Below are 20,769 nucleotides of genomic sequence, written 5' to 3' on the forward strand. Positions count from 1 at the left end.
CATGACAGATATTAATTTAGATGATTTAACGCATCTGCAAGCTATTAATAAAAAGCTCACATCAGGCTATCACATTAGCGAACAAGACACGCTGATGTGGCAAGAGCTTGATCAACACATAGATGCTTATCGCGCGTTATTTAACGCCCTAGGCCATGACCTACAACACGATAGCCGTGGCTATTACTATTTTGGCAGTGATGAAAGCACCCCAAATATGGGTAAAATTTCGCGTGCCATCGCACTGACTATCTACATCTTGATTGAGCACTATGCCAATACCGGTAAAGATCCAATGCGTGCCTTGTTTGACGAAGTCAACGACCTTGAACTGATGCAAACCTTAGTGCAAATCAACAAGCACCTGTTCGATCAATTAGAAATCTTCTCAGGCTCAGATTTACGCAAAGACGTCTACCTTCGTATGGTGCGTTTAGGTCTTGCTCGCGAAGTAGAAAACGGCTTTATGCTACAAGCACCTATTTATCGTTATATCGATGCATTAATGGAAGTAAACGAAGAAACCTACCTAGGAGATGACGAATAATGCAAAGCCAAAGCCTATACGGACTCAGTAAACTTGCGCTTTTAAATACTGCTGGCTATGCAAAATGCGTGATCCCGCTGGATAAAAGTAGTTCAATCTGTGCACCTAATAATACCGGTAAAAGCTCGGTAATTAATGCCCTGCAATTTCCATTGATTAATGATTTGCGCTTAACAGAATGGGATGGCCACGATTTAGACGAAACCAGAAAATTCTACTTTTCGTCAGATCAATCCTATATTTTACTCGAAGCTGACCTACCTAATGGCCCTGTGGTGATTGGTGTTGCCGGCCTTGGTAAAATTGCTGGTTACGCGCATCAGTTTTTTTGCTACCAAGGTAAGTTGAACCTTGAACACTATACTCAAGGCAAAACCATTGTAAAATTCACCAAGCTTTTTAATCACTTAAAAGAGCAAGGTTTCAATCCAATTGAATTAAAAGCGCAAGAGCTAAACGCCCTACTCACTGGCGGCGCAACGCCGTTTGATGGCGATATCAACTTAAAGATGATCCCCCTCAATAACGTGCAAGACTCAGCGATTTACAAAGAAATTTTCCGCCGTATCCTTAACTTGCATAAGTTAGGTGCCAGCGATGTTAAACGCTTTATGCTACGTGTATTTGAGCGCCATATGTCAAACTCACGGGTTGATTTTTATGAAGTTTGGCGACGTTCATTCGATAAAGTGAATCGCGCTAAACGTGAATTAAAAGCCCTTGAGTCAATGCAAGAGCCAATCGCAGCTCTTGAATCTATGCTTGAAAACCAAACCGTTTTAAAAGGTAAGCTTGCTGCCTATGCGCCAAAAATTGACCAAGCACTGATTGACTTTGAAACCTATCAACAAGAGCAACTCACTGAGCTAAATATTGCCCTTGAGGATATCGAACACGAAAAACATGAGTTCGACCAAAAGCAGCAGCTGTATATTCAGCAATCCCGTGATATTGAACGTAAACAAACTCAAATTGAACAATGGTTTTTAGACTATCGAGCACTTAAATCTGAGTTTGAATTGGTTAATAAAGCCACTTTAAAAGTAAGCCTTACGCAGCTTAAACAAGATTATGAATCGCTATCGCATTCATTAAGCAGTGCTCAAGGTCAAAGCTTGCACACGCTAGATTACCGTATCAGCGAAACACAAAAGCAAATTAAGAGCTTAAAACTGCAGTTAAAGAACCTTGAGTTCAATTTATTCACCCGTATGCGTGAAGATTTATCTTTAAAAGAAGTTGAAGAGATTTCGCGTATTCTGAACCCAGATATCTTATCGTTTGCCACCACCAGCAATGGTGATGTTGAGATCACAGACGAAGATGCCTTTGGTGAGTTCTTAGAGCAGTTATCGGCTAACGTGAAAGGCGGTGTACTAACTCTGCCTGGTGCGACGATTAAACTTAAAAAGCTAAGTCCAGTGCAAATGCAAACGGGTGAAAATAAAGAGCAATTAACCGCGCAACTCGCTGCCCTTGAAAACTCACTAAAAGAGTTTAAACAGCAGCGCGAGGTTGCTGCCAATGTCGCCGAAAAGCAAAAAGAAAAAGATGCCTTGTATGATGAGCTAATGGCCTCAGAAGAAGCGTTAAAACGCTTTGAACAATTTGAAGTGATGCAGCAATCTGTCGATGCACAAACTCTGCTAAAAGAGCAGTTAAATGCAGAGCGCGAGCAAGTTGACGACTACCTGCAAGATATTCAAAAGAACAGTGGCTCAATTAGCGATCGTCGCTCAATTATCAAGTCGAAAAAAGATCTGCTTGCCCGCCAAGCTGACCGTTTACGCCAAGTTAAATCTGAACGTATCGATCACACGCTTGATTTTTACTCAGGCAAAGTCACTCCATATATGATTGAAATCAATATTGATTTTGATAACTTAAGTGACCTCATTCATCACTTTAACAAAGACTGCCAAGAGCTACGCAACTTTGATATCAACATACGTAACACCTACATGCATATTTACAATGCGGGTATTACTAAATTTGATAACGAAAACGATGAGTTTACTAAATACGAAAAGCTTATTAGCGCGTTTCATAACATCGATAACGAGCGCGATGCGGTTGAACGTCAAGGCAGAGTTGCGTTAACCGAAGTAGCCGCTACTATTAAAGGCTTGCGTGAAGACTTAGATCGCTTACGCCGCGAAATGAACAGCTTTAATAAAGGGATTAGTCAGCACCGTATCTCTAATCTTCAAGCATTCAAAATTAATGTTATTCCGCGCAAGATGTTGGTTGATAGCATTGATACCATTATTAGTACCTCAAATCAGTTTGAGCAAGGCGATACCCTAGACCTATTAAGCCAAGAGCCTTATAGCGAATCTGCTGTAAACGAAGCGAAAGATCATTTGATTAAGCTTGCCTCAGAAAAAGCCGGTTTAACATTGACCGACTTATTCGATATTCGTTTTGAAGTCGTGAACCGTGCTGGTGAAACTGAGCACTTCGAAAAAATTGACTCAGCCGGCTCTAACGGTACCCGTATCACCATTAAGCTACTTTGTGGCATGCTGTTTATTCGTTACTTATTAAGCGACCAAGAACAAAACTTGTATCGTATTCCGATTTATATCGATGAAGCAGCCGATATCGACCCACAAAACCAAAAAGCAATTATCGAAACCGCTCTTAGCTTTGGCTTTGTGCCGATTTTTGCCTCAGTTAAACCACAAGTTAGCTGTGATTACATCGTCCCTATTCGTACTGTTAAAGATGGTGCACAAAACTGGGTGGATGAAAAAGACTGGATAGAGGTGGAACACACTGTTTAATTACAAACTATTACTGACTCTTTTTGTAAATTTACCGTAACTAATTTATTTGAACTATTACTGTTTTATGTTATTAATTTAAATGATGGAAATTTAACCAAGGAGAAAAGAATATGAAAAGCATAATAATTGCATCAGCGGTATTACTTTTAGCGGCCTGCGCTAAGTCACCTAATTTGGATTACGACAAAACAGCTGATTTTAGTAATTACAAAACCTTTTCTTGGGTACCCAATGCAAGCTTGACTGAAAACGTAGTAAATTATCAAATTAGTCCTTTAACGGAAAAACGTGTTCGTGAAGCCGTAAATGCTCAGCTAGAAAAAAATGGCATGAAATTAGTTGATATGGCACAAGCTGATGTACTTATAAATTACCACGCATCTGTTGATACTAAAATTAATACTCAGACAATGAACATGGGTTATAACTACTGGGGTGTAGGCCATAATACTTATACTGTTACAAATGAATATGATGTTGGCACACTTATCTTAGATGTTGTTGACAGTACTTCTAATCAACTTGTTTGGCGTGGTGCTAAAGAAGGTCGTTTAAAAAAGAAACAGTCTCCGCAAGAGCGAACTGAAGTTATCATAAATACAGTTTCTGATATCCTCAGTAGTTTCCCTCCACAAAAAACTGATAACATCTAAATTCTGTTTTAGATAAAAACCGTGCGCCTAGCACGGTTTTTTATTGTCGTTTAAAAAGTTCACCTTTCTTTCCTTCGTCGTACTTTATAAGTCAAAATAACTATAAATAGTTCGCAAACTTTCTGGACAAAAGAGCAAGTTAGAGCTCAAACACAGTATTTAACCCGAAAATTAATCATTGATTCAGTCAAGGATGATTATGTTTACAAACTATTACAGTACTTTTTTGTAAATGTGCCATAGTTTTTAAATAATCATTCAGTTGAGTATTATTTGTGTTATGTTATCAATCAAGTAGTGGAAATTTTGCCAAGGAGCAAACAATATGAAGAACTTATTAATCGCGACGGCTGTATTATTTTTAGCGGCTTGTGCTAAAACGCCTGATTGGGATTACGACAAATCAGCAGATTTTAGTAATTATAAAACCTTCTCTTGGGTACCTAATGCCAGCTTGACTAAAAACGTAGCGAATTACCAAATTAGCCCTTTAATGGAAAAACGTGTTCGTGACGCTGTAAATGCTGAACTTGAAAAAAGCGGTATGAAGCTAGTTGATTTAGCGCAAGCAGATGTACTAATTAACTATCATGCCTCAGTTGATACAAAAATTGATGTTGATACCTTCAACGTAGGTTACGGCGCACGCTGGAATTACTGGGGTATGGGTTATAACACGCAAACAACCACTCGCGAATATGAAGTGGGTACGTTAATTCTAGACGTAGTTGACCGTGCTTCTAACCAATTAGTTTGGCGTGGTGCTAAAGAAGGTCGTTTGCAAAAGAACCAATCACCTGAAAAGCGCACTGAAGTTATCAAAGAGACTGTTGCTAACATTCTAAGTAACTTCCCACCGCAATCAATTAATCAAAACTAAACACTGTTTTAGTCAAAAGACCGCGCAATTAGCGCGGTTTTTTATTGCCTGTTTAAATCTGGTTGGAGTGGTATAACTCAGTGATTCAGATACAATACCCGCAATTTTCAGTGCGCCTAACTAGCCCACTACCCCAGATTAAACAAAATCAAGAGAGTTTTAGATGGTACGCGCAGTACAGCTTACACTTCCCGCATTATTCGTCACTTGCTCAGTGCTAGCAGAAGACACCAACAATATTGAACAAATCACCGTTGAAGTTTCAGCAACCGCAAATAAAGAACCTGTAGGTACTTTTGATGCGCCAGTATCAAATTTAGAATATGATCCTCGTGTCGATTTGCAATCGCGTAATATGGCTGAAGCACAAGCTGATGTCACCATTCGCGGTGGTATCTTTGAAAATACTGGCTTTCGTGTAGGCAGCAGTACGTTATTCGACCCACAATCTGGTCACTACTTTGCTGAAATTCCAATTGCACCACAAATGCTAACAGGCCCTTCAGTACTTACAGGTGTTGATAATGCCCTTTATGGAATGAATAGCTCGGTTGGTACGGTTTCATTTGGCTGGCGCCCTATCACAAGCACTGGCAGTGTTTCACTTGGCACAGGTACGAATGGCTTTAATTTGCAAAGCATACATGCTGCCCATAGCCAAAAGCTTGATAGCAAACCTGATTGGCGATTAGGTTTTGAGGGTGAGTACTCGCACTCAAAAAGTGATGGCTCAATTGATAATGGCGACCACGACTTTGAACGTGCCTCAGCGCGCATTCAGCTTGCAAGCTCTACCTCGCAAACTGATTTAATGTTCGGGCGCCAAGAGAAGTTTTTTGGTTGGCCAAACCTTTACACACCATTTAATTTTAACGAAACCGAAGATCTTGAAACCAAGCTTTTCATGCTCAATCACAAACAAATGTATGGTAAGAGCAATAGCCTTGAAGTGACTGGTTATTATCGTAAACATAACGACCATTACGTATTGTCTCGTGAAAACCCAGCTATTTTTGAAGCGTTTCACGAAACCACGGTTAAGTCATTGGGACTCTCTGGACGCCACCGTTTAAATGACCGCTATGCAATTAATTATGCTGGGCAATTTATTGCTGATGAAATTGAATCAACATCTCTTGAAAACAATTTTACATCACGTAATTACACTAAGCTAAGTATCTTGCCTGAGTACAAATCAGCCCTTACAGCGAACAAAGAGCTTACTTTACGTGTTGGCGCTGCATTTGATGATACCAACCGTGATAGCTCAGATACCTCATTTATTGCCGATGCCAGCCTTAAAGTAGCTAATCAAAATGGCAGTGAACATACTTGGTATGCGTCATACGCAGAAGCAACACAAGTTCCCGGTTATACCGCCATCGGCGGCAGTGAAACAGGCGGATTATTCAGAAGTAACTACAGCCTTGAGCGCGAAACTACCGATAACCTTGAATTAGGTTTACTGATTGAACAGTCTTCATGGCGTTTAGATTCAGCTATTTTCTACCGTAAAGATAAAAACCTTACGGATTGGACATATCGCTTTGATGCAACCTCAGCTCGTTTTGCAAACCCGGTTGATATAGACACCTTAGGCGTTGAGTTTTTAGCGAATAAGTCGTTTGAAAGCACTGAGTTGATTGCCAGCTACACCTATTTAGAAAAGTCAGAAGACTATGGCACGGCAGATATTGATGCGAGCTTTTATGCGCTTAACTACCCTGATCATCGTGTAACACTGGGTGCAGTATGGCAACCAATGGATGTACTTGAGCTGCGTATCGATAACGAATGGCGTAAGCAACATAGTAACCGCTTACGTAACTCTGATGATGAAGCCTTCTTCACGCAGTTAACGCTAAAATTCACCCCAGCTCAGCTTGATAATGTGTTTGTTACCTTTGCAGCTGACAACATTTGGGATGAATCTTTCGAAGAAGTACCGGGTACCCCAGGCCGCGGCGAACAATATACTCTTAGCGCTACTTATACGTGGTAAGCAAAAACAATAATGCCAGTCAATTGACTGGCATTATTGTGTCACGTTACCTTTCGAGGTATCTATCAAACCATAACCAAAATTAAATTAAACGCCATAAAGAAAACTTTGCTTATAAAAAATACACCTCAGCAACCGTTAAAAAGTGTTAAAGGTTTAATCTTTTTTAAGTCATCTGCTCAAGTTCGGTAATTAAATACAGTGCTTGTTCGTTAGTGGTGCCACACACATCAATAGTGGCAGAAAAGTCACTACACACCTTAGGCCTTGATTCATCACCAAATAATTTACATAGGTTATTATCATCAAGTTGAATACAGCGTTCTCCCGCTGCTTTGCCGTTGGGCATTCCTGGGATCGGTGAGCTAATACTGGGTGCAATACAACAGGCGCCACAGCCTAATCTACATGCCATTTTATCTGTCATTGAGTACCTCTTATAGAACCTTTGTAGCGCCTTTGTAATATGTGTAATGGTTTGTTACATCTTCAAACGCCTTGTAAACACTTTATTGCGTATGCTTAGCCTATCAAATTTATTTTTAATTACCGTCAACCGTGAGGGACTATCCCGTGGCTAGTAAAAAACAAATCATTCTCCCTATCGCCGTATTAGTCGGCGGACTTGGAATGGCATTCGCATTTGCCTCTATGAAGCAACCGCCAGTCGAAAAACCAGAACAAGATCTGCGCCCGCTTGTATCAATCAAACCGTTAAGTTTTGACGCTATTACCCTTGATGTAAAATCATACGGTATCGTTAAACCTAAAAACCAAACTGAACTTGTTGCGCAAGTGAGTGGTCAGGTTGTGTCGTTATCAGATCAATTTGTACAAGGTGGATTTGTTAAGCAAGGCGACATTCTAGCACGTATTGACCCAAATGATTACGAAGCGGCACTCATTGAAGCTGAAGCCGGTTTGGCACAAGCAAGCTCAGCGCTTGAGATAGAACGTGCACAGGTGTCAGTTGCGCAAGCTGAGTGGGACCGCATCAAAGGTGACTCAAACCAAATTATTCCATCTGAGCTTTATTTACGTAAACCACAACTTGCTGAAAAACTTGCAAGTTACCGTGCAGCGCAAGCAAGTGTAAAACGAGCTAAACGTAATCTTGAGCGCACATACATTAAAGCGCCTTACGATGCGATTATTGACGAGCGTCTAATTAGTTTAGGCAGTGTAGTAAACCCTGGTAACAGCTTTGGTAGCCTGAGCTCAACGTCACTGGCCGAAATTCGTTTACCTGTTGCTGATAAAGATCTGCAATACCTAAATAACCAAGGAATTGGTGCCAGCGTATCAATTAATGCTGAATTTGCAGGTAAACAAACAACCTGGCAAGCAACTATCGTACGTAGCGAAGGAGTTGTAGACCAACGTAGCCGCATGAATTACTTAGTAGCACAAGTAGCAACGCCTTATGAGCAAAAGCAGCCATTACGTTTTGGCTCATACATTAATGCCACTATCGAAGGCCGTGCGCTGGATAATGCGATTGTTGTTCCGCATCATTTAGTTAAAGACAAAAAAGTCGCTGTTTTACAAGATGGCGAAACGCTTACCTTTAAAACACTTAACATCGTTCGCGAACAAAATGGCATGGTGATCGCCGATAATGGCCTTGCTAACGGTGAGCAACTTATTACCTCGGCACTTGAATACCCAACTGAAGGCATGGCGGTCAAGCTAGATGACGCAACACTGAGTGTGCCAACAACACAGTTAGCGTTAAAAGAGGAATAAGTCATGACCACGCACAGAGAAAAAGGGCTTATTGCCTGGTTTGCTCGCAACCCAGTAGCAGCAAACTTACTTATGATTTTCATTTTAGTGGGAGGCTTATTGACAGCAATGTCGGTGCGTAAGCAAATGTTCCCACAATTTGAAAGTAACTGGATCAGTATTCAAGCTGTTTATCCGGGGGCTGCGCCGCAAGAAGTAGAAGAAGGCATCACCATTAAGGTCGAAGAGTCTTTAGAAGGTCTCGAAGGCATTAAGCGTTTAATTACCTATTCGAACCGTGGTTTTTCACAAGCTTGGATAGAAATCGAAGAAAAGTACGACCCGCAAGAAGTACTCGATGAAATCAAAATGCAGGTTGATTCAATCAATACCTTCCCTGCGGAGATGGAACGCCCAATTGTTCGCCGTGAAAAGTTTGAGCAAGAAGTTATGATACTCGCGCTATATGGCGATATGAGTAACTACCAGCTCAAAGAACTTGGTAACGACATAAAAGATGAGCTACAAGCTTTACCACAAATTAACTTGGTCAACTTTTACAGTGGCTTAAACTACGAAATTGGCATTGAAATCAGCCCAGATAAACTACGTGAGTATGGTTTAACTTTCCGTGATATTGCCACAGCCGTTCGCAGCTTTTCTGCCAATATGTCTGCAGGTCAAATTCGCTCTGAAAATGGCTACATTTCGATGCGTGTTGAAAATCAAGCGTATCGTGGTAAAGAGTTCGAAAATCTGCCTTTATTACACCTACCTGATGGCGCACAGGTGTTATTAGGTGATGTAGCAACAATTAATGACGGCTTTGAAGAAGGCTTACAATACTCTAAGTACAACGGTAAAAACTCTCTAACTTTTGAAGTAAATGCGTCGAAAGATCAAGACATCACTAAAGTTGCTGCGGTATTAAAAAAATATCTAGCAGATAAAGCACCACAGTTACCAGCAGGCGTAAAACTATCACCGATTGTTGATTTAACTTACTACCTTGAAGGTCGTCTAAACATGATGATCGACAACATGATTTGGGGTGGTATTTTAGTGATGGTGGTACTGGCGCTATTTTTACCACTACGCTTAGCGTTTTGGGTAATGATGGGCTTACCTGTGTCATTCCTAGGTGCATTTTTAATGATGCCACTGGGCTTTATAGACATCACTGTTAACTTAGCTTCTTTATTCGCATTTATACTGGTGCTCGGGATAGTCGTTGATGATGCTATCGTCGTCGGTGAGTCAGCCAGTGCTGAAATTGAAAAACACGGTCACAGCCTAGATAACGTAGTACGCGGCGTAAAACGCGTTGCTATTCCTGCAACCTTTGGGGTGTTAACTACAATTGCCGCATTTTTACCACAAACACTGGCAACAGGGCCTGGCTCTGCGTTTTCTAAAGCCATTGGTGGTGTAATTATCCTATGTTTAATTTTCTCACTAATTGAGTCAAAACTAATTTTACCGGCTCACTTAGCAGCCATGAAAAATAAACCTGCGAACCCTAAAAATCCATTACATCGCTTACGTTTAGGTATGGATAAAGGCCTCAAGAACTTTGTTGATAATTACTACACACCATTTATTGGCCGCTGTATTCATTACCGTTACACCGTGATTGTTGGCTTTATCTGTGTGCTTATTGTTAGTGGCGGTATGTTCGCGGGTGGTTTAGTGAAATTTGTTGCGAATCCTAAAATTCCACATGATTTCCCGCGTATCTCAGTTGAAATGAACTTATCTTCTTCTGAGCAAGCAACCCTTGAAACAGCGCAAACCATTGAAAAGCTGATTTTAGATGTCGATAAGCAACTTGAAGAGCAATATGGTCAAGCGATGATCCGCGACTTATCGGTTAGTTTACGCGGTCGTACAAGTGCACGCATTATGGCGATTTTGGTTGAACCGGACTTACGTCCTATTGATACCTTCCAATTAAGTGCAATGTGGCGCGAACAAATGCCACCACTGCCAGGTGTGAAAACGCTGAATATTGAAGACAGTATCATGAATGGCGGCCGTGATGACGGTGATGTTAGCTTTCGCTTAGAAGGCAAAGATATCAATAAACTCAAAGAAGTTGCTGCAAAGTTAAAAGAAAAGCTAAATAGCATGCAAGGCGTAGGTGATGTAAATGACTCGCTACAATCTGCAACTGACGAGGTTCAACTTGAACTTAAACCGCTTGCTTACAGCTTAGGGTTAACCCTTTCAGATGTGGCATCACAAGTTAGCTTTAGCTACTACGGTATAGAAGCGCAACGTATTTTACGTGACGGCGAAGAGATCAAAGTAATGATCCGCTACCCTCGTGAATCGCGAAACGCAGTAAGTGACATCACAGATGCACGTATCATTACACCAACAGGTGTTGAAGTACCGCTTGCTGAAGTTGCTAAAGTAAACATTGTAGATGGTGTAAACCGTATTCGTCGTGAAAATGCTAAACGTACTGTAAACGTGTGGGCTGCGGTTAATACTGATCAAGCTGAACCATTTGCCATTGCAAAAGAAATTCGTGACGAATACTTACCTAGCCTACTGAAAAGCTACCCAGGTGTAGAAAGTAATGTAGCCGGTCGTATTCAAGAAGAGATGGACAGTGTGGCAGAACAAGTACGTGACTTTGCTTTATCAATGATGATTATCTTTGCGTTACTTGCTATTCCACTACGCTCGTACTCACAGCCATTTATTATCATGTCGGTTATTCCATTCGGTGTCATTGGTGCGATGTTTGGTCATATGATTTTAGGTATGACAATGAGTAGCTTATCGGTATTCGGTATCATCGCTGTTGCAGGTGTGGTCGTAAACGACTCGCTAGTGATGGTCGACTTTGTCAATAAAGCTCGCGCCGAAGGTGTAGCAATCAAAGAGGCTGTAATGCAAGCCGGTGCGCGTCGTTTTAGAGCAATATTACTGACCTCAATAACGACCTTTATTGGTGTATTACCAATCATTATGGAAACAAGCTTACAAGCAAAAATCGTTATCCCAATGGCTGTATCTCTAGCATTCGGGGTGTTATTTGCAACGGTCATTACGCTTATTTTAATCCCTTGTCAGTACGTCGCGTTAGAAGACTTTAAACGCTTAATTGGCAAGCTAAGAGGTAAAAAAGCAGAACCAGAAGCAAAATTACAAACAACCAGTAATTAAGCCCCTCTCAAGATCCCAACCGAACGCTTGGCAATAAATTTGCCAAGCGTTTTTTATTTAAAAATATGTTCCTATAAATCGTATTGTTTTGCTAAGCTTAAATGAGCAAAAAAGAAACAATTCAAGAAATTACTAAATACGTTATAAGGACATAGCTATGAAAATTCTACGCTACACAGCTTTGGTAAGTTGTTTATCCATTTGTATGCCTGTGCTGGCTGAAAACCAATACTTACAACAACAGCTTGAGCCTATTCTGATTGGTGAATCTCACAGTATAGAAGGACAACAAATCCACTCTCCTGAAATGACCGTTGCCACCTATAAAGCAAATAATTTTGAACGAGTATGGGACAACGCAAAATATGCCAAGCAAGCGCTCAACTTAATTGCGCAAGCAGAACTTGAAGGGCTATCTCCTAACGACTATCACTTTGATACATTAATGGCGCTGGCCAGCGAAATAGATAAACGCGGAGCGGATGCCGTAGAAGCCCAGTTTGATGTACTAATGACAGATGCAGTGATGACCTATGCAAAACACTTAATTCGCGGAAAAGTAAACCCTAAACAACTAGCAGCCACATGGAACTATGAACAGTTTGATGTCAGCCCAGATGCTGCAGCGGCCTCATTACTTAAACATGTAAAATCCAAAAGCCTTGATAAGGGACTTGAAAATCTAAAACCTGTTTTGCCTCATTATAAGCGTTTAAAAGACGCCCTTGTGTTTTATCGAGAGCTTGATGCTACCGGCGAGTTACCTGACTTCGCACTGCAAAATAAAGTATTAAAACCCGGGCAATCAGACCCAGCAGTGCCGCTTTTAAGACAAAAGTTAAAACGACTAAAGTATTTTGACGGCAGTAACAGTGATGCCACTGATTATAACGATGAGCTAGTCGCAGCAGTTAAACGTTTTCAAAATGCCCATCAAGTTGCTGATGATGGTGTGATTGGCAATGCGACGTTAAAACTACTCAACAAAGATTACAGTGAGTACGTTAATGATATTTTAGTAAACCTAGAGCGCATTCGTTGGGTTGACAACACGCTAACAGAGCGCTTCTTAGTGGTAAATATCGCAGGTTACCTGCTGTATTTATTTGAAGACAATAAATTAAAATGGCAAACCAATGTAGTCGTAGGCAGAAACTACACCAAAACGCCAATATTTAAAGGGCAAATGAGTTATATCGTGATGAATCCAACGTGGACAGTACCGCGGAGTATTTCAGGTGGCATCATCAAAAAAATGAAAGAAAACCCAAACTACTTAAACGAGAAAGACTTTGTTGTGGTTGATAGTCGCCGTAACCCAGTTGATAGCGAGAGTATTGATTGGCCGAATACTAGCCGAAAAAACTTCCCATATTGGTTTGTACAACAGCCTTCAGAGAATAATTCATTAGGGCAAATCAAGTTTATGTTCCCTAATAAATACTCAATCTATTTGCACGACACCCCTGCAAAAAGTTTATTCCAGCAAGACCAACGTGCATTTAGCCACGGCTGTGTAAGAGTTGATGATCCATTCACCTTAGCTGAGAAAATCTTAGAAACCTCGGATAATTGGAGCCGTAGTGAAATTGATGACGCCATTGCTGCAAAAGAAACTAAAAAAGTCAGCTTATCAAAACCGCTAGACGTACTTTTAATGTATTGGACCGTTGCGGGTAACGACGAGGGCCTACAATTTTATACCGACGTTTATAATCGCGATGGTGCGTTATTAAAAGCACTCACCACACCATTAGCAAACAATACAATTTAGAGGTCACTATGTATTTCAGCCGTATTATTTTTAGTGTGTGCTTAGCGTTAACTACATGCTCTGTTGCTGCCATTGAATTAACTGACTCGCTGCACAGCCTTGTACTTGATGCAAAACAAGTGCTCACACTTGATAACACGGCTGATTTTACAGCTACTACAGTATCAGATGTTGAGACTGAGCGATTAGGGCCAAATAGCATTGCCGTTTATGCCCCAGAAAATGCAGGGTTTTATAGCCTAGTACTGAGTAACAACAAAACCAGCAAACGCTTACTCGTTATAGTGAAAAAACCATTCAATGCTAACAATAAGCAATTGAATAATTATCAAATAGGCCTCTACCCTGCCCCTTATAAAGGCTACCCACAATACGGTGCGCCAAACGGGTTTATAGAAATTTTTGAGAAAGACCTAACACGCCAGTTGACTCCTCATGTGCAAGTTAAAAATGTAATTTGTAAGCAAATAAGTGGCTTTCCGAAGTATCTTTATGTCAACAACGATGGCTTGATGATGCTCGAAGATCTGCTCACGTTTGTACAAAATGAAGGGATTAAAGTTAGCAAGTTTGCCTTTATCAGCGGCTATAGAACACCCTACTACAATCGATCAATTGGTAATGGCAAACACAGCCGACACCAATATGGCGATGCCTTTGACCTATATATAGATGAAGATGGTGATGGCCGAATGGACGATTTAAATGGCGATGGTAAACTAACGATTGCTGATGTTGATGTGCTTTATAAAGTGTTTGAAAAGTTCCAAAAACACAGTCGCTATAATGGCGGTATTGGCCGCTATAAACCCGCCTCCCACCACGGTGGTTTTGTTCACATAGATAACCGTGGATTTACCGCTAGGTGGTAATTGCAAGCTTAATATAACCCTTGAAGAAATATTATCCAATTGCATTATTACTGCTTGATTGGTAAGTTGTTGTGATTAATGGAAATACTACAATAACAACAAAGGGAATTATGCGCTTTATCCTCTGCATTTTTTATATTTCAGTCCTCAGTGGTTGTCAAAGTTTTATTGCTTATCAAATCACTCAACCTGTAGAAGAAATATCTTACGGTGGCCCTGACGACCAAATGTTAAATACCGTTTACGAAGGTATACCTCACAAAACATGTAACACTACGCATAACTGTATAGCAGTTAGAATATTTTCCCATAATGATTTAATAGAATATTTTGAGCAAGGTGAACAATTTGGCATAACTTTTAAACTAAAATCTAAAGAGGAAATGGAAACATTTGAAACAACTTTGACCTCTATAAATGGCGCTAAACGGAAAAACGATTCAGCGATTATAGTATTCCCTGGTTATGATGTGAGTAGTTTAATTTATAGCTTTCAAGCCCGTTGGCTTAGCCATTTTACCGGCAAAGATGTCATCCTCATGCCTGCGAGCAATCAGTATAGTGAATTCAAGTTTGGTCTAAATAGTCTTGATGTATTAAAGCATTTTTTAAATACCAACCAATACCAACAAATTGATATTTTAAGTTATTCAATGGGCAGTATTGCTGCTATGCAACTTGCAAAGCAAATACCTAATGTAAAGCAACAGATAATGGTTGCACCAATGATGCACTTTGACACCGCATTAATGTCCGTAGCTAAAAGTTATCACCCAACCTTAAGCTACTTTGTCAAAGATAATGATTTTAAAAATGCAGCAAAAAATGTAATTCAAAACAGTGGTATTGATGAAACACAGCTTGATTTAATCGCCCTACTGAACGGCAAACAATCAGCTAATAGAACCACACTCTATGTCAGTAACGCTGACCCAATAAGCCCCGCTAGTTATTGGCAAGCACTTCAAAATAAGAGTGTATCCATAGTGCATTACAGTAATTTGAACCACACCAGAATGGTAAGCCTTATCAATCAAGCCATGCGCAATGAGGTTTTACATCGATTAATGTAACCAACAAATAACAAGGACAGCAATGAACATATTCTTTAATAAACTAAGGTTGCTTGTAGTTTTTTATTTAGTCGCAATTTCAAGCCTCGCACATAGCCAAAACATGCAAGCACAGATGGCTGACTTTATTAATGGCTTTCATAACTTTAAGCAGTTTAATGGCAATGTATTAGTTGCTAAGGATGGGAAAGTACTGTTTGAGCAAAGCTTTGGCTATGCCAACTTTGAATGGGATATAAGACATAGTAATAAAAGTAAATTTAGAATTGGTTCAATTACCAAACAATTTACCGCCATGTTAATTCTGCAATTGGCACAAGATGGAAAACTTAAACTCGATGATCACCTTGCAACATACCTCCCTGATTACAGAAAAGATATAGCCACTAAAATTACCCTTCGCCAAATACTTAATCACACCTCTGGTCTTGGAAATTATACTCAGGCAAAATCTTTTCGTGATGAGTACAGCCGAAACCCTTACAGTGTTGATGAATTTATTCGCTTATTATGTAGTGATGATCTAGTGTTCGAGCCTGGCACTGAATTTCGTTATAGCAATTCTGGCTATTTTATTTTGGGTGCGGTAATCGAAAAGGTAACAGGTCAAAAATATCAAGACGTATTGCAGAAGAATATTTTAGATCCACTCGATATGAAGAGTACAGGCTATGATTCTCACAATAAAATCATTAAATTTCGCGTATCGGGTTACGACAATGGCCTAGCAGGTTATAGCAATACTGATTATTTAGATATGTCTATCCCGTATGCTGCTGGGTCAATGTATTCAACAGCACGAGATTTACTAAAATGGGATCAAGCTCTCTACACAGATAAGTTATTGAACAACGAATATAAAAAACAGATGTATCAAGTTTCTGAGCAAAGAAATTATGCACTTGGTTGGGAAGTTACAAACCTTGATAAAAGCACCTACGGAAAACCGCTAACCCGTATTCAACATGGCGGTGGCATCAATGGTTTTAATGCGTTTATAAGTAGAATAATCGAAGACAAATTACTGGTTGTCATTTTAAATAACACCGGTGGTGCGCCACTCACACCCATGACTAATGGCTTACTTGCAATCTACTATGGCAAACCCTACGAAAAAGCGACAGAGCATGTAGATAGTAAACTTTATAACTCATTTAAACGTGAAGGTATTGCAGGACTGAAGAATAGCTATCAGCAAATGGTGAGTGAGGGTAATACGCCTAGAGAAAGGTCGCTAAACTACTTTGGCTATGAATTAATGCAGATGGATGAGCTAGACGCCGCAATCACGGTGTTTGAACTCAATAATCAATCTTATCCAGAATCAGCAAATACGTTTGACAGTTTAGGTGAAGCATATTTAGCAGCTGGTGATAAACAAAAAGCATTAGCAAGTTACAAAAGTGCGCTAAAACTTAATCCTGACAGTGAAAGTGCTAAACAAGCGATTGAGAAATTACAATAAATATAGGCCACAATAGTGGCCTAGCTTTTTACTTACAGCTTAAAGCTTTTAACAAGCCTGTTTTTGCGTTGCTTGGATATAAGCAACTAAATCTTCAATCGATACAACGGGCATATTGTGCTCACTGGCAAACTTGCTAACTTCAGGCAAGCGAGCCATTGAACCATCTGGATTCGTTAATTCGCAAATAACACCAAACGGTGTTAAACCCGCTAACTGCATTAAATCAACCGATGCCTCAGTATGTCCACGGCGCACTAATACCCCACCGGTTTGTGCTCGCAGTCCAAACACATGTCCTGGACGAGATAAGTCTTCAGGCTTTGCATTGTCAGCTGTTGCCGCTTTAATGGTGGTTACACGATCAGCTGCTGAAACGCCAGTTGTCACGCCCGTTTTAGCTTCAATGGTCACTGTGTACGCTGTTTTGTTCTGACTGGTGTTATGCTCAACCATTTGTGTTAAATCAAGCTGTTTAACACGCTCATCGCCCATGCAAAGACACACAATACCGCTACCTTCACGGATCATCATGGCCATTTGCTCTGTGGTCAGGTGCTGTGCTGAGTACACAAAATCACCTTCGTTTTCACGGTTTTCGTCATCTACCACAAGTACGCCCTCACCTTGCTGCAAAGCAGCAATCGCACGTTCAACGCGTTCAAGTGGTTCGCCAAATTGGCTGAGTAAAGAAGACTGAATCATCATTTTTAATACCTATTAAATTAAATATGAAAAGATTCAGGACATTGAAAGGCACAGCAAAAAAGACCACCCGCAGGCAGCCAATTACTGTTTTATAGATAAACTATATTCTCTTTCATCCGGACTATTACCGTCGGCTCTGGCCTCTCACCAGATCTGCTGACCTTTAACCAAAGTTAAAGCGCTCGCGGGCTCACTTAAATTTAAAGTATACCGCCGGTGGGGAATTTCACCCCGCCCTGAGAATGTTGCTTAATCAATAAGATGAATAAGCCAAGCTATTCTATACCTAAAGTAATTAGTTATCGAGTACCCGCTTATCTAATATGCCTTTTTCAATCAGTTGATTGAGGATTGCCTTGGTTTTTGCTCGGCATATATCACGCACTAGACGAACCGCGGGTGTAATGGACTGTCGACTTGGGCATATTAGCCAAAGCTCTGCACATAAGTGAGGGTAATTTTGCATCACTGGCACTACCAGCCCACTTAGTAAATCATCACTGATATCAATGCAAGATTTAACCGCTAGGCCTTTACCTGCCACACACCAACGCCTTACCAAATCACCATCATTAGATGCTCGACGGCCTTGCATTTTCACCTTAAAACGCTCGGTTCCATCGGTAAATTCCCAAACATTATTGATGATATCTTGTAGTTGATAAAATAGACCTTGATGCTGACTTAATTCATCTGGATGTGTCGGCGCGCCATGTTCAGCAATATACTCTGGGGTTGCACATAACAGCCGCGGAACATTACAAATTTTAAAGCCATATAAATTTGAGTCAGATGGCGAGCCATACCTAAGTGCAAAATCAACGGAGTCTCGGTAAAAGTCGACATTACTATCGCTAATATGCGGGCGCATACTCAGCTTTGGATACTCATCAAGTAACTCATCTAACCATGGGATAATGATGTTGCGGCCTAAATCTGAAGATAATGCGACTCTTAGCTCCCCTTCAATTTCATCATGCTCACCTTTTAACGCAAGTGTGGCTTGCTCAAGCATAAGCACTGCTTGCTGACACTGAGGTAAAAAGCGCTCCCCAGCCGCAGATAAGCGCAAATGACGAGTTGTACGAACAAATAACTCAGCACCCAGCGCTGCTTCAACACGTTTAATTGCAGCGCTGGCGGTAGCGGCTCGCATGTCTAATTTTGCTGCTGCGGTTGTAATACTACGAAATTCAGCCACCTTGAGGATTAATTTGAGATCTTCAACCAACATATTAACTAAAAATTTTTGATAATGTTTATTCGATTATGCGCTTTATCGCAAAGTATGCAAGGCGTAAACTGCACCTAATTGTTATACATGCGGGAGCAAATCATGACACACCCAATCATTTCTGACTTACAACGCCGTTATACAAGTAAACGTTACGACGCTTCAAAACAAATTAGCCAAGCAGACTTAGCTGTAATTATAGAAGCATTACGCCTGTCGCCATCGTCTATTAATTCTCAACCATGGAAATTTGTGGTCATTGAATCAGAGCAAGGTAAACAGCGTCTGCATGATAGTTTTGCAAATAAGTTTCAATTTAACCAAGTTCATGCAAAAGCGGCATCACACACCATTTTATTTGCTTATAACCCAAGCTATAAACGTGCTGATTATGAAAAAGTAATTGATGCCGATATTGCTAATGGCCGGACAAAAGCTGAAAACAAAGAGCAGGCTTTTGGTGCCTTCGCCTTTGTTGATTTAAATACAGATGAGCAAGGTGTTAACGCCGCTTGGACTAAAGCTCAAACCTACATTGCATTAGGTAATACCATGCATACAGTGGCTCGTTTAGGTTTAGATTCAACACCGATGGAGGGTGTCGATAAAGACTTACTCGGTGAGCTATTCGCTGATGAGTTAGATGGTTATGTATGTGAAGTGGCACTCGCTATTGGTTATCACGAGCCAGAGCAAGATTATAATGCTGCATTACCAAAATCGCGCTTAGATAAAGATGCGGTGATTACTGTAGTTTAAAGCCTAAAGATTATGCAGGCTTTGCCTGCATAATTGTTATTTTAGGTTAGTCTTCACAACCACATTACTCGCCATACCTTCACACAAATCTGCTGTTATTGTGGCAACAGCTCCATTTATTAGTGCTAAATTAGGGGCTACGTGGCCAATGTCGGCATCAACGATAACTGGGAATAAATTACCTTTAAATGCGAGCTCTATTGCTTGGTATTCATCAAAGTAGCAGTCGTTATTAATTGCAGGGCTGCGGCCAAATACCACCGCATTTACATCAGTAAAAACATCATTCAACTTTAACGATAACAAACAACGTGCAAGGGCCATCGGACTAAGCTCTGCATTTTCTAGGTATAAAATTAACCCCTCAGGCGCATACTGCTTTTTAAATTCATGCAATGCATAGTAATTTGAGGGTAACAACAGACCTAACGTATCTAAACAGCCGCCAATTAAGCGCCCAGACACTTCAATTTGGCGTTTATCTTTATAGTTAATACAGCGCCATTGGCTTGGAGCGGTATAGTCAAATTGAGCCTCAGGCTTAGCTTTATAATCAATAGGCTTTTGCTGATAAAAAGGCGACGCGACTTGATGTAGTTGCTGTTTTTCTTCAAGTGACATGGCACTGAATATATTTGCTAAATAAACATCGGGATCGCCAGGATGAATTTGCATTAAATTTGCAGCGTGCAAGGTTGCCCAGCCACAACGAGTTGTTAATGCACATGCAAACGTGCTGATATCTGAAAAGCCAACCAACCATTTAGGCCTTGCTTTACTTATGGCATTGAAATCCAGAAGAGGTAAAATCTCCATGGTGAGATCACCGCCCCATGGCGGCATAATGGCTGCTATTGAATCATCAGTTAAATACTGCATTAGCTCATCAGCACGTTGCTTTGCACTATTGTGTGACTGACGTAAACAGGCACCTTCAATAACAGTAAAACCTTTGGCTGTTAAGCCATTAAGTACTATGTCTAAGCGTTCATGAAAGGCTTTATCAACACCTGATGAAAAAGCACATATGGCTATTTTATCACCTTGCTCAAGCGGTTTAGGATACTGAATTTTCGCCATTATTACTCCTTCATTGCAACAGTCTTGTAGC

General features: G+C 40.5%; 16 protein-coding genes and 1 riboswitch. Of the genes, 12 read left to right on the forward strand and 4 right to left on the reverse strand.

Annotation, left to right across the window (positions count from 1 at the left end; genetic code table 11):
- Position 1 precedes the first annotated feature (1 nt).
- The 5 genes from HUS61_RS03025 to HUS61_RS03045 all read left to right on the forward strand — a co-directional run bounded on the left by HUS61_RS03025 (position 2) and on the right by HUS61_RS03045 (position 6,871).
- Positions 2-547: a condensin complex protein MksE gene (locus HUS61_RS03025; RefSeq protein WP_062564547.1), complete on the forward strand. Its 546-nt coding sequence runs from the start codon at positions 2-4 to the stop codon at positions 545-547.
- The gene (locus tag HUS61_RS03030; protein WP_175082203.1) at positions 547-3,333 is read left to right on the forward strand and encodes an ATPase; all 2,787 of its coding nucleotides are present in this window, start codon (positions 547-549) and stop codon (positions 3,331-3,333) included. Before HUS61_RS03025 ends, HUS61_RS03030 begins: the two co-directional genes overlap by 1 nt.
- Before the next feature lie 113 nt (positions 3,334-3,446).
- On the forward strand, positions 3,447-3,989 hold the full coding sequence (locus tag HUS61_RS03035; RefSeq protein ID WP_175082202.1) for a DUF4136 domain-containing protein: 543 nt from the start codon (positions 3,447-3,449) through the stop codon (positions 3,987-3,989).
- Between the two features lie 325 nt (positions 3,990-4,314).
- The gene (locus tag HUS61_RS03040; RefSeq protein WP_054561689.1) at positions 4,315-4,869 is read left to right on the forward strand and encodes a DUF4136 domain-containing protein; all 555 of its coding nucleotides are present in this window, start codon (positions 4,315-4,317) and stop codon (positions 4,867-4,869) included.
- A gap of 163 nt (positions 4,870-5,032) precedes the next feature.
- Positions 5,033-6,871: a TonB-dependent siderophore receptor gene (locus tag HUS61_RS03045; protein ID WP_175082201.1), complete on the forward strand. Its 1,839-nt coding sequence runs from the start codon at positions 5,033-5,035 to the stop codon at positions 6,869-6,871.
- 166 nt (positions 6,872-7,037) lie between these two features.
- Here the strand turns inward: HUS61_RS03045 and HUS61_RS03050 are convergent, their stop codons facing one another.
- The gene (locus HUS61_RS03050; protein WP_054562006.1) at positions 7,038-7,286 is read right to left on the reverse strand and encodes a YkgJ family cysteine cluster protein; all 249 of its coding nucleotides are present in this window, start codon (positions 7,284-7,286) and stop codon (positions 7,038-7,040) included.
- 158 nt (positions 7,287-7,444) lie between these two features.
- On the opposite strand from HUS61_RS03050, the gene HUS61_RS03055 reads away from it, so the two are divergent.
- The 6 genes from HUS61_RS03055 (at position 7,445) to HUS61_RS03080 (ending at position 16,957) form a co-directional block, all read left to right on the forward strand.
- Positions 7,445-8,617, forward strand: coding sequence for an efflux RND transporter periplasmic adaptor subunit (locus HUS61_RS03055; protein WP_175082200.1), 1,173 nt, complete (start codon positions 7,445-7,447; stop codon positions 8,615-8,617).
- A 3-nt stretch (positions 8,618-8,620) separates the two neighbouring features.
- Positions 8,621-11,773: an efflux RND transporter permease subunit gene (locus tag HUS61_RS03060; protein WP_175082199.1), complete on the forward strand. Its 3,153-nt coding sequence runs from the start codon at positions 8,621-8,623 to the stop codon at positions 11,771-11,773.
- Between the two features lie 157 nt (positions 11,774-11,930).
- Entirely contained in the window at positions 11,931-13,547 is a 1,617-nt protein-coding gene (locus tag HUS61_RS03065) for a murein L,D-transpeptidase (protein WP_175082198.1), read from the forward strand.
- A gap of 8 nt (positions 13,548-13,555) precedes the next feature.
- Complete coding sequence (locus HUS61_RS03070; protein WP_175082197.1) at positions 13,556-14,419, forward strand: D-Ala-D-Ala carboxypeptidase family metallohydrolase; 864 nt, start codon at positions 13,556-13,558, stop codon at positions 14,417-14,419.
- Positions 14,420-14,490: 71 nt separating this feature from the next.
- The gene (locus HUS61_RS03075; protein ID WP_175082196.1) at positions 14,491-15,492 is read left to right on the forward strand and encodes an alpha/beta hydrolase; all 1,002 of its coding nucleotides are present in this window, start codon (positions 14,491-14,493) and stop codon (positions 15,490-15,492) included.
- 22 nt (positions 15,493-15,514) lie between these two features.
- Entirely contained in the window at positions 15,515-16,957 is a 1,443-nt protein-coding gene (locus tag HUS61_RS03080; RefSeq protein WP_175082195.1) for a serine hydrolase domain-containing protein, read from the forward strand.
- A 48-nt stretch (positions 16,958-17,005) separates the two neighbouring features.
- Here the strand turns inward: HUS61_RS03080 and ribB are convergent, their stop codons facing one another.
- Positions 17,006-17,659 carry a 3,4-dihydroxy-2-butanone-4-phosphate synthase gene (gene ribB / locus HUS61_RS03085; protein ID WP_282658747.1) on the reverse strand — a complete coding sequence of 218 codons (654 nt, stop codon included), beginning with the start codon at positions 17,657-17,659 and terminating at the stop codon, positions 17,006-17,008.
- Between the two features lie 106 nt (positions 17,660-17,765).
- A riboswitch (FMN riboswitch) is annotated at positions 17,766-17,913 on the reverse strand.
- A gap of 47 nt (positions 17,914-17,960) precedes the next feature.
- On the reverse strand, positions 17,961-18,899 hold the full coding sequence (locus HUS61_RS03090) for a LysR family transcriptional regulator (protein ID WP_175082194.1): 939 nt from the start codon (positions 18,897-18,899) through the stop codon (positions 17,961-17,963).
- A 102-nt stretch (positions 18,900-19,001) separates the two neighbouring features.
- On the opposite strand from HUS61_RS03090, the gene HUS61_RS03095 reads away from it, so the two are divergent.
- Positions 19,002-19,658: a nitroreductase family protein gene (locus HUS61_RS03095; RefSeq protein WP_175079094.1), complete on the forward strand. Its 657-nt coding sequence runs from the start codon at positions 19,002-19,004 to the stop codon at positions 19,656-19,658.
- A gap of 36 nt (positions 19,659-19,694) precedes the next feature.
- On the opposite strand, the gene HUS61_RS03100 is transcribed toward HUS61_RS03095, so the two are convergent.
- Complete coding sequence (locus HUS61_RS03100; RefSeq protein WP_175082193.1) at positions 19,695-20,738, reverse strand: S66 peptidase family protein; 1,044 nt, start codon at positions 20,736-20,738, stop codon at positions 19,695-19,697.
- Positions 20,739-20,769: the final 31 nt, after the last annotated feature.

Source organism: Pseudoalteromonas sp. 0802 (assembly GCF_013350085.1).
Classification (GTDB): Bacteria; Pseudomonadota; Gammaproteobacteria; order Enterobacterales; family Alteromonadaceae; genus Pseudoalteromonas.